The sequence below is a fragment of the Streptomyces sp. NPDC029674 genome (assembly GCF_044903205.1).
Taxonomy (GTDB): Bacteria; Actinomycetota; Actinomycetes; order Streptomycetales; family Streptomycetaceae; genus Streptomyces.
On sequence record NZ_JBJDPY010000004.1, the window covers coordinates 20,152 to 34,987 of the forward strand.

The 14,836-nt window shown below is 69.5% G+C and carries 12 protein-coding genes and 3 pseudogenes; 3 read left to right on the forward strand and 12 right to left on the reverse strand.

Annotation, left to right across the window (positions count from 1 at the left end; genetic code table 11):
• Nucleotides 1-241 precede the first annotated feature (241 nt).
• The 7 genes and pseudogenes from ACI2L3_RS10580 to ACI2L3_RS10610 form a co-directional block, all read right to left on the reverse strand.
• A pseudogene (locus tag ACI2L3_RS10580) lies at nt 242-676 on the reverse strand (transposase); the annotation flags it as partial.
• A gap of 25 nt (nt 677-701) precedes the next feature.
• Complete coding sequence (locus ACI2L3_RS10585; RefSeq protein WP_404751964.1) at nt 702-1,301, reverse strand: transposase family protein; 600 nt, start codon at nt 1,299-1,301, stop codon at nt 702-704.
• A 7-nt stretch (nt 1,302-1,308) separates the two neighbouring features.
• Nucleotides 1,309-1,995, reverse strand: coding sequence for an HAD-IA family hydrolase (locus tag ACI2L3_RS10590; protein ID WP_404751965.1), 687 nt, complete (start codon nt 1,993-1,995; stop codon nt 1,309-1,311).
• A gap of 614 nt (nt 1,996-2,609) precedes the next feature.
• Nucleotides 2,610-3,767 (reverse strand): amidase domain-containing protein, encoded by a 1,158-nt coding sequence (locus tag ACI2L3_RS10595; RefSeq protein WP_404751966.1) that lies wholly within the window; start codon nt 3,765-3,767, stop codon nt 2,610-2,612.
• 716 nt (nt 3,768-4,483) lie between these two features.
• Nucleotides 4,484-4,780 (reverse strand): annotated as a pseudogene (locus ACI2L3_RS10600) (DUF4158 domain-containing protein); the annotation flags it as partial.
• A 486-nt stretch (nt 4,781-5,266) separates the two neighbouring features.
• Complete coding sequence (locus tag ACI2L3_RS10605; protein ID WP_404751967.1) at nt 5,267-6,037, reverse strand: methyltransferase domain-containing protein; 771 nt, start codon at nt 6,035-6,037, stop codon at nt 5,267-5,269.
• A gap of 322 nt (nt 6,038-6,359) precedes the next feature.
• A complete protein-coding gene (locus tag ACI2L3_RS10610; protein ID WP_404751968.1) occupies nt 6,360-6,983 on the reverse strand; it encodes a hypothetical protein in 624 nt (207 codons plus the stop codon).
• A 359-nt stretch (nt 6,984-7,342) separates the two neighbouring features.
• Here ACI2L3_RS10610 and ACI2L3_RS10615 point away from each other — a divergent pair, with 359 nt between their 5' ends.
• Nucleotides 7,343-7,579 carry an LPXTG cell wall anchor domain-containing protein gene (locus ACI2L3_RS10615; RefSeq protein ID WP_404751969.1) on the forward strand — a complete coding sequence of 79 codons (237 nt, stop codon included), beginning with the start codon at nt 7,343-7,345 and terminating at the stop codon, nt 7,577-7,579.
• A 110-nt stretch (nt 7,580-7,689) separates the two neighbouring features.
• Here the strand turns inward: ACI2L3_RS10615 and ACI2L3_RS10620 are convergent, their stop codons facing one another.
• Entirely contained in the window at nt 7,690-8,049 is a 360-nt protein-coding gene (locus ACI2L3_RS10620) for an ArsR/SmtB family transcription factor (RefSeq protein ID WP_404751970.1), read from the reverse strand.
• Nucleotides 8,050-8,183: 134 nt separating this feature from the next.
• On the opposite strand from ACI2L3_RS10620, the gene ACI2L3_RS10625 reads away from it, so the two are divergent.
• Complete coding sequence (locus ACI2L3_RS10625) at nt 8,184-9,584, forward strand: MFS transporter (protein ID WP_404751971.1); 1,401 nt, start codon at nt 8,184-8,186, stop codon at nt 9,582-9,584.
• A 13-nt stretch (nt 9,585-9,597) separates the two neighbouring features.
• On the opposite strand, the gene ACI2L3_RS10630 is transcribed toward ACI2L3_RS10625, so the two are convergent.
• The 4 genes and pseudogenes from ACI2L3_RS10630 to ACI2L3_RS10645 form a co-directional block, all read right to left on the reverse strand.
• Nucleotides 9,598-9,759 carry a hypothetical protein gene (locus tag ACI2L3_RS10630; RefSeq protein WP_404751972.1) on the reverse strand — a complete coding sequence of 54 codons (162 nt, stop codon included), beginning with the start codon at nt 9,757-9,759 and terminating at the stop codon, nt 9,598-9,600.
• 271 nt (nt 9,760-10,030) lie between these two features.
• Nucleotides 10,031-10,777: a hypothetical protein gene (locus tag ACI2L3_RS10635; RefSeq protein ID WP_404751973.1), complete on the reverse strand. Its 747-nt coding sequence runs from the start codon at nt 10,775-10,777 to the stop codon at nt 10,031-10,033.
• A gap of 45 nt (nt 10,778-10,822) precedes the next feature.
• Nucleotides 10,823-10,978 carry a hypothetical protein gene (locus ACI2L3_RS10640; RefSeq protein ID WP_404751974.1) on the reverse strand — a complete coding sequence of 52 codons (156 nt, stop codon included), beginning with the start codon at nt 10,976-10,978 and terminating at the stop codon, nt 10,823-10,825.
• Between the two features lie 1,375 nt (nt 10,979-12,353).
• Nucleotides 12,354-12,676: pseudogene (locus ACI2L3_RS10645) on the reverse strand (hypothetical protein).
• Between the two features lie 284 nt (nt 12,677-12,960).
• On the opposite strand from ACI2L3_RS10645, the gene ACI2L3_RS10650 reads away from it, so the two are divergent.
• Entirely contained in the window at nt 12,961-14,826 is a 1,866-nt protein-coding gene (locus ACI2L3_RS10650) for a potassium transporter TrkA (protein WP_404751975.1), read from the forward strand.
• Nucleotides 14,827-14,836 lie beyond the last annotated feature (10 nt).

The following is a 14,836-nucleotide window of genomic DNA, read 5'->3' on the forward strand; positions in this document are numbered from 1 at the left end:
AGCGGCGCAGGTGATGTCCGTCGTACCGCTGAACCTCAGCGGACGGTTGACGAGGCCGAGAGCCGACCATGCTGAAACGGCACGGGAAGGGTTGGGGCAACTGCCCGGAACAGCCCGTCTGCCGGTGCCTCAATCAGCGTGGCACAGAGTGGGGGCAAGCGCGATTTGTCATATGTTCATGGCATGAAAATCCCCGGCAGGATGCGGGCGGGATGCTGCTGGGAGTGCCGGAGGCGGACGGGGGGGCGAGCAGGCCGTACCGGGCACGCGGGCGCCCGCCGCGAAGCGGCTGGTGACACTTCGCCCGGTGGGTGACCTCGGGCGGCACGAGGGTCTTGGCCCGGCGGGCGCTGTCCGAGACCCATTCCCCGGGAAGGAACGGCTGCCATCGCAGCGGGCAGGAGGCGGTGTCGCTTGCCGCGTGGACACGGACGGCGACCTGGCAGTCGGCGCGTTTACCCAGGGCCCCGCAGTGCTGCGGGGCCCTGGCGACCGACATCCGGCCATCCTTGGGTACCGACACATCATCGATCGACTTGCGGCGGCCATCCAGCATCAGGCCCCGCAGATAACAGTCGCCCTTGGCACGCTGGTCCTTGCGCGGCACCGAGGCGAACACATCTGCCACGAACAGCGCCAACGTCGCCCGAACACAAGACTTCGGGCCGAGTTGAATGGGCCGCCAGGGAGGGTCTGCTCGTTCACGCGCCGAGGTTGAGATTGTGCGGCCGGGCGATGCCGAGCATGGCGTGATGGACTCCGTCGCCTTTGAGACGGCAATCGCGGAGGATCTTCCAGGTCTTCATCCGGGCGAAGGTGTGTTCTACGCGAGCACGGACCTGTTTGTGCGAGCGGTTGTGCTCCTGCTGCGAGTTGGGCGGTTCCTCGACCTTGCGGCGCCGGTGAGGCATGACAAGTCCGGTGCCGGGACAGCTGCCGTCGGCGATCGTGTGGTCGCGGGTCGGGAGCAAGGTGCCGTCCACGATGAGTACGGCATCTACGGCGAAGTGGCGCCACGGCTGCAGCGCCAGGAGCGGACCGAGGTGGTCGATGATGCGGTCTGCAGCGGACTTGGAGATACCGAACAGTGGGGCAAGTTGACGCTTCGTCAAGTTGGTGCGCCAGTACGCCGTGACCAGGAGTGTTCGGTCTTCCAGAGACAGGCTCCACGGCCTGCCCCGGCGGGTGGCATCGACTCCCGCGCGACGCAGCGCCGTCACCAGTTTCGTGAACCGGCGCGGGCTCGGCCCGGTGGAAGGGACTATCCAGGACGGCTCCGACGCCGTGATCGCACCGGCCACAGCAAGATCATTCCGTGGTGGTTGATCCCTTCCGCCGGTGAGGGCGGGATCCGGACGCGAAGGCGAGAACGTCTGGGACTGCTTCGCGCAGACTGGCGAAGTGACGATGCACGCCATCGACCGCCACAGGGGTGTTGACGCCCCATACCGTCATCTCGGCACGCAGCCCGGACTGTACCCCGGAGGGGGCGTCCTCGATGACGAGGCAGTCTTCCGGTCGGGCGCCAAGTTGCGCGGCGGCCTGCAGATACGGCACCGGTGACGGCTTGCCTTCCGCTACAGCGGCCGCGTCCACGACAACCTTCGGGACCGGCAAACCTGTCCGCACGAAACGTCCCCGTACCCGGTGCTCGTAGTTCGAGGTCACCAGCGCCCAGGCCCCGGGCTGCAGGGCATTCAGCAGCTCCGAGGCGCCATCGAAGGCTGTATAGGTACCGGAGCGAACGTCTTCGTCCTCCAGTTCGTGCAGTGCAGCCAGGCATTCCCGGGGGTCCTGGACCGGGGCAACCTGCGCGAACGTCTCCATTGGCCTTGTCCGCAGCGCCACTTGGTAGACCTCATCAGGGTCCAGTCCGTATCGCGCTGCCCATGTCCGCCACACCAGGCGCTGGTTGTCCACGGCATCGATCAACGTGCCATCCACATCAAACAGGACATACCTCATCGCACTGGAGTGGTTGGGTTCGCTGATCACTCTTCGATCATGCCATCAGGTCCGAGCAGGCCGTTTGCGGGACAAGCCTTGATCGAGGGCGCTGCTCCATGACCCACGACGGCGCCGCGGGCCTGGTCCCGCGTTTCCTTGATCGTCACTGCAATGCCCTGCCTGGGGCCGTGGTGCACCTCTGCCCCTGCCCAGGTACCGCCGCTTCCGCCTCCCGGGCGGTGATCGACTCCTCGTATGTCCGCACGTCCCCCGACGAGACCCCACAAGGGAGCCCAGCCCCGAGCTGATCTGACGCGCCGAGGCTTTCAGGCCGGCAGGGTAAGACCCGAGGCCGGATAGTCCGTTGCCTCAAGTGCTGTGTGGTTCGGGAGCGCTTCCACCTGGTCAGTCGGACCTGGGCATCAAGTCCTTTCCGGCCACGGCGGCCGGCTGACACCAGGTCCGCGTACGTGTCCATACAAGGGTCCTGCCTGGAACCGGGCACACCACGATCGCCCTGGAAACGATCTCCGCAATCCCCCCAGGAACTATGTCGGCATGCCCAGCCCCACATCGGGCTCTCACCGATACGGACGCGTTTGCTCGCCGCGGCGGGGCGCCCCGAAGCCGCCCGCGCCGCTCTGCGCGGTCACCGGTTTTTCTCAGGTGCGGTACGCGAAGTAGCGCGCGTCGGGGTAGGACGCGACCAGGCTCGCGAGCGACCTGCGGTAGGTGTCGGTGGAGTGGTAGGTCAGGTACGGCATGCCCCGCCTGTCGCGGTACGTCACCAGCATGGTGTGGTCCTTGGACCCGTTCTTGTCGAAGTCCACCTGAAGGACGTCGCCGATGTCCAGCTGGTAGACGCTCGCCAGGTTCGGGGCCCGCCGGTTGGACAGCGTGAACCATGCCCATTCGTTCACCCCGACCCAGGAGGTGCTCTGGCCCGCGCTCTCGTACCACCAGTTGCGGTAGTCGTAGGCGGAACCGGGGACGGGCTTCCAGCCGCCCGCTTTCAGCGCCTGGCTGACGAAGTTGGTGCAGTCGCCGCCGGTTCCGTTGAACTTGCGGTAGGCCGGGTTGTAGCTGCGCCAGTACTTCTCCGCGTACTGCGCCATGGCGGAGTAGCCGTAGGCGCCGGCCGTCTTGCCCGAGGGCATCGGCGTGGTGGGGCGCTTGGTCGAGGCCGGTGTGCCGTCCGGATACTGGTTGCCGTCGTCCTCGACGGTTTTTGTCCGGGCCACCGAGGGCTCGTCGACCGCGACAGGGCCCTGGTTGCGCGAGACGATCGCGGTCAGCTGCCAGCCGCCGTCCTTCGTGCGGGCGAGCTTCAGCTCCTGTCGCGTCGAGAACGCGGTGGTCTGCGGCCCGCCCTCGCGCACCTTCTTGTACGTGAGTGTCGACGACGCGGTGACCTGGACGGTCGCCGTGCTGCCGGTGAGCGTGGCGCGGTCCACGACGACGCGGGTGTTGGCCTTCGTGTAGGCCTCACCGAGCTGGGCAAGGCGTGACTTGCGGGCGCGCAGCGACCGCAGCGCGGCGTCCTCGTCTGTCCGCAGCCGGCCGGACATGCGCGTCGTCACCGCGCCGGCGTCTTGGCCGCCGCGCCCTGCGCGGTCCTCCACCAGGGCCTGGGTGCGCCGGGAGAGGACATCATCGGCGATGCGGGCGAAGGCGGCGAGTGTCCGGTGGTCGGCCTTGCGGGGCACATCACCCGTGTCCGCGTGCGCGGAGGGCGCGAGCAGGCAGCCGGACACCACGGCCGCGGTCACACCGGCGAGGGCGGTGGACCTGTGTCTCTTGGGTATCGCTATGGATATCACTGCGTTTTCCTCTTCCGTTGCCCGATCACCCCGACCGGGACACGGAATCTTGGCACAACTGCAAGCCCTTCCCGAGCCGTTGCCCGCCCCTTTTCGGAACCCGAAGGCTCCCGGACAGGCAGCCGGGGCCCAGCAAGCCGGGCCGCACGCCTCCAACTGCCTCTCATGCGAGGGCCAGAGCGCAGCAGAGGAGGCATACGGGGGCGGGCGCAAGATGGCCGCAGGTCAGGACAGGCGGGAGACGGCGGGTGGCACCGGGGGAGCGCCGCGCGGCGACCGGCCGGCGCGGGAAGCCCAGGCAGCGGACCACGGGCGGCACACCCGGTGCCCTCGCCGGAATGCGCGGACAACTGTGCCCGGCTGCGTCCGGCCTACCCAGGCATCCCGGAAGAAGGCCCAGGCCGGGGGATGCGGCTTGCGCGGTCCCTGACGTCAGCGTTCCTGTCCGGCCGCCGTCAGATGGTGGTTCGCCATGCCTGTGGGCGTGGAATGGCCTGCCAGTCCGGGAAGTTCCGGAAACTGGTATGCGGCCGCGGCTGGTGTTCCGGTGGCAGTGACAGGTGCGTGTTGATCCGCTCGATGTTCACGCGAGGGCGGTGAGGACATGCTGGACATGGGCTTTGTCCTCACCTCGGCAGTGGCAGTGGCAGTGGCAGCGGCAGCGGCCCTCCCAAAGGGGCTGGTCCTTCTGGCAGCTCGCGGTCCAGTACGACCGGCCGCTCGGTGTATCGCTTCACCACCGACGCATCCTGGATGCCGAGCCGCGCGGCCAGGTGCTCGACCACAGGCCACGGCGCATCCCGCAGGTCGTCCGGGAGGAACCGGCCGATGTAGCGCACCGTGCACATCTGAAACGCGAAGCCGAGCTGGTGGTGCGTGGAACGTCGCAGCGCGATCAGATCGCGGTCGACGTCGTTCAGCAAGAAGAACCGCTCGAGCTCGGGGCGGGTCGGCTCCTCGGCGCACTTCCCGTACGCCTCGGTCTGCTCATCAGCCAGAAACTCCACCGGCACGAGCGGACCGTAACCAGCCCCGGCCCTCGCCCGCGGGCCGGATACCGCGGCCGGTGGCAGACCACCGGTGGGGCGGCTTCCCGCAGTTCAAATCTTGCCGCTCATAGGCCGGCTGCTTACAGCGGGCCATTCGGCCGGCACGGAGTACGCGGTCTTGGCCGCGCCCGCTGCCGACGGATGGCCCGCCTGCGTTGGTGATGCGCTGGGCCTCTCCGCCCGTTGGCGGACAACGGAGGCGCTGCGCGAGAGCGCAGGGTCGTCGAGCCGACTCAACTGCTCGGTCTCATGCGGTCTACCGAGGTCGAACAATCTGCCCATGGAGGCAGTCGGAACGCAGCCCTCTACAGACACGCACCGCAGCAGTAGAAGACGCACGCCAGAGGTACCGCAGCCGCTCGGTGACGAAGTCCTGAGCCGTTGGATCGCGGCTGTGGCCCACAGAAGAATGCCGGCGGGGCAGAGGGAGCCGTACTGGCTGACTGCGCGTCAAGCCTCCTTTCGGAAGACGAGCACCTCGGTGGAGGCGACGCCCAGGGGGGCCAGGAAGCCAGCCTGCAGGCTGCAGCCGAGGGTGGCGAAGAGGTCCACGCACGTCCGGCGGGGCATGGCGGCCGGGTAGGAGTCGTGCCCCTCGCCACCCTCCGCCGCCCAGGCGCCCATGGCGGCCGGGTCCAGGCAGGTCTCTGTCATGGCGTCGAAGACGATCCGACCACCGGGCCGCGTGACCCGCGCCATCTCGAAGAAGTAGCGGGTGGTACTGAGGAAGGTCAGCGTGTTGAAGACCTTGTGGGCCTGAACGAGATCGACGCTGCCGTCGGGTGTCGGGGCGAGACTGCATCCCGCGGTCGGCTGGGCCACCACCCCGAACGTGTCCACCAGGTAGTCGGCCCAGGGCGCTGCCGTCTCGTAGATCTCGTAGCGGGCCGGTGAACACTCCTTCAGAGTCTTCTCCAGGTACCGCCCGGACCCGGGGCCGATCTCCAGCACCGTGTTCGGATCGTCGGAGAAGACGCCGAGAGCGCCTAACTCATCGATGGTGGACTGAGTGGCGCCGGGCGTGCCGTTCATGACCTCGTCGAGGTAGTCACCGACCGACAGCCCGGCCGCCCGCGCAGCCCGCATCGTGGCCTCGAACGGTAGGAAATCATCCACTCCGCCCCGGTTGTTGGTGCTGCGCACGATGTCGTACCCGGCACGACCCAGAAGCCTCTTGGCCCCTGACTTCAGCACTGACGTCGCCCTCTCTGCTGTCCTCATCAGGCATGACCTCCCAGGTCGGTTGCACCCTTGGTGCACGAAGCGCAACGTGCTGAGTGATCGATGGAGAGCCGGCGCACGGGCCGTTGGCGGGCGGCAGCGGAGGTGAACAGGGCTGGATGGAGAGAGTCGACGAAGCCACCCTCATGGACAGGTCGGGTCGGCACATCGTGCCGGGGCGGGACGGAGCTCGGCTCCGCGCGCATGTGGGGTGCGGGTAAGGCGAATAAGGCAGGCACAGCAGATACTCCGGTGTCGGTGAGAGCACGCCGAACGCGCAGGCGTGCGTGATGACGTGACGTGGTGGAGGGCGGCCCAGGGGTTACGGGGCGCAGGGCTGCGCGCGGTGCAGCAGGACCATGAGTGCGTGTGGTCTCGGCAGTGCGACAGTTGGCCGCGGCGGTGGCTGCGGGGGCTTCGGTGGCGGTTCGACAGTGCCGTGCAGAACGAGGCTGATGACGTGCAGCAGGCGTGCCCACCAGCGGCGTGTGGTGCCGGCTGCCGCGTAGGCCAGGCGGGCGGGCAGATTGGCCGCGCTGCGGAAGAGCAGGACCAGAGCGAGGCCGACGAGGAAGTTCAATGCGGCCATGGCCACAGGATTGTGGTGCCAGGCGGCCGGGAGCCTGTAGTGATCGTCCAGCTGGGCTGCGGGGAGGTGCGTCCCGGTCAGCTCCAGCCAGCCGGGCAGGAGTCCTTGCACGGCGACGACGGCGAGAGCGCTTGGGCGGGCTGCCCCGGAGCGCCTGGCCGGGTAGGCGCAGGCGGCGAGGGCCACTGCCGCGATGAGCAGAGCGGGCCAGGGGACAGCGGAGTCCGTCGTCGCGTGGTGCAGTCCTGCGGCGAGTGCGGTGCCGGCCAGGGCAAGGACGACCGCACGGGCGGCAGCGCCTACGGCAGGAGTGCGCTGAACCGGGCCGTGGTGATCGAACGTGCGAAAGGCCGACATAGCTGGACCAGCATGACCTACGCACCCTCGGATCTCAGCATGAATGCGGCATTCCGGAAGCCGGGGCAAGGAGTTGGGCCATCGGCCTCCCGGCCCCCACCGCGCCCGCAGACAGTGCACGGCCTCGATAGCCGTCGCGGGAGGAATCCGAGGACCAGGCCCGCACGGTGCGGGGATGGCTCATGATGGGGCAGCCATGTCGTGCAAGGACGGTGTCCGCGCAGCACGCCGCAGCGGCCAGGGGCGGCTGAGCGGTGTGCCGGTCGCGGCTGCGGCCACCGGGACTGCCCAGGCGGCACTCCACCTGGTGCGCCGTCGGGCGGTGCGCACGCGGCATGGCACGCCGGGCGTCACGGTGTGTGGGTGACGGTGGCCCACCGAGCCCCACGGCCGAACCCACGAGTGCTTCCCCGCCCGCCACGGACCCGAGCACGCCCCCGGCCAAGGACGGCAAGGCGGCGGATGACACCGCCGAGGAGAAGGACGACGATTCCTCCTCCACAGCGCTGATCGTCGTCGGGGCGGCCGCGCTGCTGGTGCTGCTCGCGGGCGGCATCTGGTGGTGGAGGCGCCGCGCCGCGGCCGGTCAGGGCTGAGGCCCGGCCACAGCTCCCGCTCTTCGGGTCCCTCCTCGGAGGGGGTGCGTGCGACATCCAGTCCCGCGCGTCCCCTTCCGGGGCGGCCCCCGATCGGCGCGGTCCCAGCGTCAGTCGTGTGCGGCCGCCCCGGTAACCCGGTGATCGGCATGGCTGAGCGCCTCCAGGACGAGCCGGCGCAGATGCCCGTCGCGCAGGCTGTAGTAGATGTGGCGGCCGTCGCGGCGGGTGTCGACCAGTCCCGCGAGGCGTAGTTTCGCCAGATGGTGGCTCACCGCGGTGCGCGAGGCCGAGCAGCGTTCGGCCAGTGAGCCGACGTCGGACTCCTCCTGGGCGAGCAGCCACAGCAGGTGCAGCCGGGTCACATCCGAGAGCATCGTGAACACCTCGGTCGCCTCGGCCAGGCGTGCGCTGTCCGGAGCCCGCAGGTGCGTATCCGGTGCAGGTGATGGGGTCTCGCGAACAGGCATGACCACAGAGTAGAGCGCGCCGGGCCCAGGGAGGCCGAAGCGGCCTCCATATCCGCAATACATGTGCACACATGCGCACCTATGAATACACTGGCAGCGTCGGCCCACACGTCCCGCTGGGGAGAGCGCTCGCCATGTTGACCGTGCTGCGCAACCGCACCTACCGCCACCTGTTCACCGCCCAGGTCATCGCCCTGCTCGGCACGGGCCTGGCCACCGTGGCGCTGGGACTGCTCGCCTACGACATCGCCGGCGCCGACGCCGGGTCGGTCCTCGGGACCGCGCTGGCGATCAAGATGGTGGCGTACGTCGGCATTGCCCCGGTGATCGTGGCGGCGGCCGACCGGTTGCCTCGTCGGGCTCTGATGGCGGGCGCCGATCTGACCCGGGCCGGGGTAGCACTCCTGCTGCCGTTCGTGGACCAGGTCTGGCAGGTGTACGTCCTGATCTTCCTGCTCCAGTCCGCGTCGGCCGCGTTCACCCCGGCCTTCCAGGCGGTCATCCCCGATGTCCTGCCCAAGGAGCGCGACTACACCCAGGCCCTGTCCATGTCGCGGCTCGCCTACGACATGGAGAGCCTGTTCAGTCCCGCGCTCGCGGCCGCGCTGCTGTCCGTGGTCACCTACAACTGGCTGTTCACCGGCACCGTGATCGGCTTCCTCGGCTCGGCCGCCCTCGTGGTGTCCGCCGTGCTGCCCAAGCAGGTCCAGGCCGCCACCGCGCCCGCCGCGAGCGTCAGGTCGTCCAAGACGGGCGCCTACGCGAAGGCCACGGCGGGCACCCGCCTGTTCTTCAGCACCCCACAGCTGCGGTCGCTGCTCGCGATGGACCTCGCGGTCGCCGCCGCAGGCGCCGTCGTCACCGTCAACTCCGTTGTGTACGTACGGGACTTCCTCAGCCTGTCCGCCGACTCCCTCGCTCTCGCTCTCGGGGCCTACGGTGCCGGGTCCATGGGGGTGGCGCTGATGCTGCCGAAAGTCCTGGAGAAGTGCTCGGACCGCCGGGTCATGCTGGGCGGGGCCCTGCTGCTGCCCGTGGTATTCGCCGTGCTCGGCGTGATCACCGCCGCGCACGGCGGCGGTTGGCGCTGGCCCGCGCTGCTCGGCACCTGGGCCGCGTTCGGGGCGGCGTGCTCGCTGGTGCTCACGCCGACCGGCCGCCTCATCCGGCGTGCCGCGCCGGAGCGGGAGCGCACGGCCGCGTTCGCCGCCCAGTTCTCCCTCTCGCACGGCGCCTGGCTGCTGACCTATCCGCTCGCGGGCTGGGTCGGTGCGCGAGCCGGGCTCGGCTGGGCCGTGGCCGCCCTCGGCGTGATCGCGCTCGCGGCGGCGCTCCTGGCCGTGCGCCTGTGGCCGGCCGGGACCCGGCAGAGCACCACCGCCGCGGTGGCATCCCGCCGGGGACATGTTCACGAGCACGAGCACGCCGGGCTGCCCGCCGGGCACCCGCATGTGCGTGGTGCCCGGCGGGCCGGGGCCGGGTGGCGGCACAGCCACCACCATTTCGCGGACGAACTGCACGCCGCCCACAGCTGACCCGTCCCGCCCCTCACACCGTCGCTGGAGCCTCCGCAGAGAGTGCCGTCAGGTGACCGCCCCGGTGCAGCCGGGCCACAAGTCCCGCACAGGCGAAGCCCGACGCCACGAGCACCAGCCACGGCAGCCAGCGGATTCCGTCCACGACGACCAGGTCAATGCTCTCGCCTGGCATCCGGACGGCACGCTTCCAGGTCAGCCATGCCACCGCCGCCCGCTGGGAAGACCGCTACCGGCAGACCGCTGCCGGCAGTCGCCGGTATGCACAGCGCCCGTGCCACTGAGGCTCCGGCCTCACAGGTGGACTGGTCCCGGCGTAGGACGACAGGAGCCATTCGAGTGGTACCGCTCGCATCGCTTCGACCACCGCCTGGGCTACCTGGCCCAAGGCAGGCGGCTGCTTGGCCGTTCGGCCACCGGCCGGCCCGCTTGGACAGGCGCACCGGCTACGCGCCGGGGAAGTACCGGTTGAAAGATGAGGAGTCGACCGCCATGAGGCCGGTGAAAGGCTGGTCCAACTGGTAGACGAGCAGAACAGTCAGGGTGATCAGGCCGGTGAGACCCATCACCATGACGACATGGGAGACGCTGCGCTGGATCCCGAACATGAACATGAAGGCGATGGTGAGCAGTCCGCCGCTCAGCAGGCCGAACCACAGGACCGGTGACAGACCGTTGCGTGCGTCCGCTTCCCGGCCCCGGCGCGCGTCCCCCATGGCCCAGATCTGGTTGGCCACTTCTTGCACGGTGACCTGCTCCATCGCCTTCGCGTCGGCGGGCGCCCGGTTCGTGGTGCGCACATTCTGCAGGAGGCGCCAGCCCTCGTGCCCCGGAGGTTCTCCCGCCGCCATGGCCGGGAGCTCGGTGCGCACCGCGTGGTGTACGTACTGCGTCACGCTCTCGCGCAGGCGCACCGCGTCGGCTCCGGGCAGGCCCCCGGCGAGCTGGTAGATCTCGTGGGCCGCGTTCGCCTCGTTCTGGACGTGTTCCTCCGCGCTGGACCTGCCTTCCCAGACCGACACCAGCGACAGTCCCAGCAGCAACGCGTACAGGACGCCGACCATCATCGCGATGTACTCGGCCACGTCCTCCCGCGGCTCGGCGTCGTCGTTCGGCCAGTAGCGGTGGCGCAGGAGCACGCTCGCGGCCGCGAGCATGGACACACCCAGGACCAGCGCGATCGTTTCGGTCATGAGCGCTCCTTCTGCGTACGGCGCGGTTACCGGGGCGTCCGTGCGTCACTTCAGGCGCGAGCCGAGCAGGACTGCTGCCAGGACCGCCGGAAACACGATGAGGAACAGGAGGGCCACCAGTCCGGTCCCGGTGGGCCCGTGTCCTGGACGATAGAGGCGGTCCAGGAGCTCCACATCTTGGACGGCTTGTGGGGGACGCACCGGTGTCACGCTGGAGGTATTGGGGTCCAGGAGAGGCGGCGGGACCACCGGCCGCAGCAGAGGTGGCCGGACCGCAGCGGCTGGCGGTCGCGCAAGAGCCGGTGGGGGGAGCGGAGCCACACCCGGAGGTGGGGGGAGGAGACCCGGCGGCGCGAACGGAACCGCACCCGGAGGTAGAGGTAAGAGGCCCGGCGGCGCGAACGGGACCGCACCCGGAGGCAGGGGGAAGAGGCCCGGCGGCGCGAGCGGCGGCCCTGGTGGTGCGAGCGGCGCCGCTGGTGGCGCGAGGAAGAGGCCCGGCGGGGTGCGTGGGATCCCCGGGGGCGCGACGAAGAGACGCGGTGGCGCGAGCCGGGCCTCCGGGGGAACGGGGAGCGGGCCGCGCGCGGGCACCACGGGGACAGGTCGCGCGCCAGGAGGAAGAGGAGCGGTCCGCTGCCCGGTCCGTGCTCCGGGCGGAGGGGGAGGCGGCGGCTGAACAGGAACGGCCCGCAGTGTGAACCGCACCGAGGAGTGTGCCGTGAGGCGCGGGGGAGGGACCAGCGCGCCCGTACGTCCCAGTGTTCGGGTGAGGTCATTGGCCTCGGCGAAGCCCCTGCTCTCATAGGTGCCCGGCGCCGCATGAGCGATGGAACGGCATGACGCGGAGCGCCCGGGAGCGATCTGCGGCACCACCGGGCGGCCGGCCCCGCAGTCGACGGCCTTCGCCTCCGGGAGCGCATCGCTGACGCGGACTTGGTGAACGGTGAGGTCTCCCCGGTTCGTCACCGTGTAGTGGATGACGCCCCGCTGCGGGGCCACCTCGACCGTCTGGACGAGGGCCAGGACTCCTCCGACCCCTCGGTATCCCGCCCGTGCGCGGGCCCGGGACTCCGTGTTCATGGCGCGGACAGCACCGACGGCGGTGACGTCCGTTGCCTGGACGCCCGGGCTGGCCCGCGTCTCGGCCGTGCACGTGGCCGAGCTGAGACCACGCAGCATCGCCACCGTGCCCCGTCCCCCGCAGTTGACGGCCATGCCCCGGGGGAGGGCGGGGTCGGCCACCCGCACGTTCAACAGGTCGGCCCCCGTGCGATTGATCAGGTGGTAGACCTTGTGAACGGGGTCACCGACCCGGATGCCGGGATGCAGTGCTCCGGTGCCCGGCCGGGAGTTGACGTTCACTTGCAGTGCCAGGCCGCCGTTTCCCGCGCCGTCGGCCTTCGCGCGTCCTCCACCGGGCACCGCGACAGCGCAGGCCAGAATCAGCAGTGCGGACACGTGCAAGGGCCACACCAACGCCTTCCTCCAGCGGATACGCATGCCGCCATGCTCGGCGAGGACCGCATTTCACACGGAACGGAACGCGCCTGCCGTCTCCGTTGCGGTGTGACAATCACTCTTGTGGCCTCGCGCCGATCTCACCTATCACCTCATCGCCGGGCATCAGGGCGGGGATGCCGGGCGGCGTGACGGTGATCATGGCGGCGGCGATGCGGTCGGCCGCCTCGGGCAGGGCGATGCGTTCGGTGCCCCGCGGATCAGTTGCCGGTAGCAGATCTGGGGCGAGTCGACGGGCCTGGGCAGGTTCTGGAAGGCGGCGTCGAACAGCTCGACAAGGCGCGCCTGCCGCAGGTGGTCGTGCATCGACCGGCACAGTTCCGGCAGGTTCTGGCCGGTGTAGAGCTGGGGGTGAGCGGTGACGATATCGGGCAGCACCTAACCGAGGGCGAGCCGTCTTCACTCTGACGGGTACGCCGACCGTGCGCACTCCTGCCCTCACGGCCTCAACGGGTCGCCACGCGGTCGGCCTCCCGGTCGTCGGCGTGGGGCGGATGGATGAACGACATGGTCCGAGCGGGCGATCGTGCCCATGCCGAATGATCAAGCCTCGGGGTGGGGCGCAAGCTTGGCTGAGCTCGGGTGGCGGAAGAGACGCGGGCCGGGACCGAGGTCGAGGGGCGACGTTGCTTCAGCGGTTGCGGTACAGGTTCGACAATGTCATGGCGCGCGGGACACCGGCACTCATCGGAGTACTGGCCATTGCCTGCTGCGTACTCGTGTTGCTCAATGGGGCGCTGTTGTTGTTGCTCGCTCCGGCGGGGGTGTCTTCGGAGAGTGGGCAGTCGTGGCTCTGGTCCGGTTTCCTGCGGGTCATCAGCCCAGCGGTGATTGCCAGGGACAGGGGGTCGGCTCCGTTCCTGGCCGTTGCGGCGCTGATGGCTTTCGGCGGGATCTTTCTGATGAGCACGCTCATCCCGGTGATCAGCGCGGGGCTCCAGAACCAGTTGGCCCGCCTGCGCCGCGGCCGTTCGGCCGTCGTCGAGAGCGGGCATACGGTGGTGCTGGGCTGGTCCCCCCATGTCTATACGGTGCTCCGCGAGTTGGTGGAGGCCAATCGCAACCAGCGCCGTGCTTGCGTGACCATCCTCGCGGAGAAGGACCGTCCGGAGATGGAAGCCGCGATCCGGGAACGGGTAGGGCATACCGCCACCACCAGGGTTGTGTGCCGCAGCGGTGACCCCACCGACCCGGTCGACATCGCGATCGTCAATCCTTCGAGCGCACGCTCGATCATCGTGGTCCCGCCGGGAGGTGACGATCCTGACATCGCGGTCGTCAAGTCGCTGCTGGCCGTGGGGAGTAGCCAGGCTCCTCGGGGGAGGGGCGGGGTCCGTGCCGCACCGGTGATCGTGGCCAGCGTTCAGGAGGCACAGAACCTGTCCGTGGCGCGCCTGGCCGGCGGTGCCACCTGTCATGTCGTCAGCGCTCAGGGGTTCATCTCCCGGTTGATGGTGCAGATGAGCCTTCAGTGCGGGCTGTCCGCGGTCTATACCGGCCTGTTGGACTTCGAAGGCGACGAGATCTACATGCAGGCGCAGCCCGAGCTGGTCGGACGCACCTTCGGTGAGACGCTGGCGGCCTACCGGACCTCGTGCGTGATCGGATTGATGGACGCGTCCGGCCGCGTACGGCTCAACCCCCCACACGACACAGTGTTCCGCGCGCAGGACCAGATCGTCGCCATCAGCGAGGACGACGGCACAGTGGTGCTGTCCGAAACGGTGCCCGTCGTCGACGAGACGGCGATCTCACCGTCCGATGTCCCCGAGCGGCCGAGCCGCCAAGTACTGCTGGTGGGCTGGAGTCGGCACGCGCCTGACATCGTCCGCCAGCTCCAGACGCAACTACCGGCCGGATCCCGGGTGGACGTGATCGCTGATACCGACCTCACCGGCGCCGAGACGACGCTCACGGGCGCGGGTGACGGTGTCACGGAGGTGTCCTTCCGCCAGGCCGACACCACCCGTCGGGAGGTGCTGGAGTCCGCCGGCCTCGGAGCGTACGACCACGTCATGGTCGTCTGCCCGAATGAGCGGGACCCCCGCGGCTCCGATGCCCGCACCCTCACCACCTTGCTGAAGCTACGCGACCTGGCGGCCCGCCACTCCCACGACTTCTCCCTGGCCACGGAGATCGCCGACGACCGCAACCGCGCCCTGGCCCGGGCGGCGAAGGCGGACGACTTCATCGTGAGCAGTGAGCTGGTGAGCCTGTGCCTCGCCCAGCTCTCCGAGAACCCCCAACTGAGCCAGATCTTCGACGAGCTGTTCGGACCGCGGGGCGTCCAGATCAGCCTGCGCCCCATGGCCGGCTATGTACGGACCGGGGCGGACACCGACTTCTACACGGTGACCGCCGCGGCCGCCCGGTGCGGTGAGATTGCCATCGGCCACCGCATCCACGCGCAGGCCCAACTGCCCCCGGACTACGGGGTTCTGGTCAACCCTGACAAGGCGCGACGCGTCAGCTACACAGAGGGCGACCAGATCATCGTTCTGTCGGCCGGCGCACACGACGAGTCCTGAGCGCCGGGCA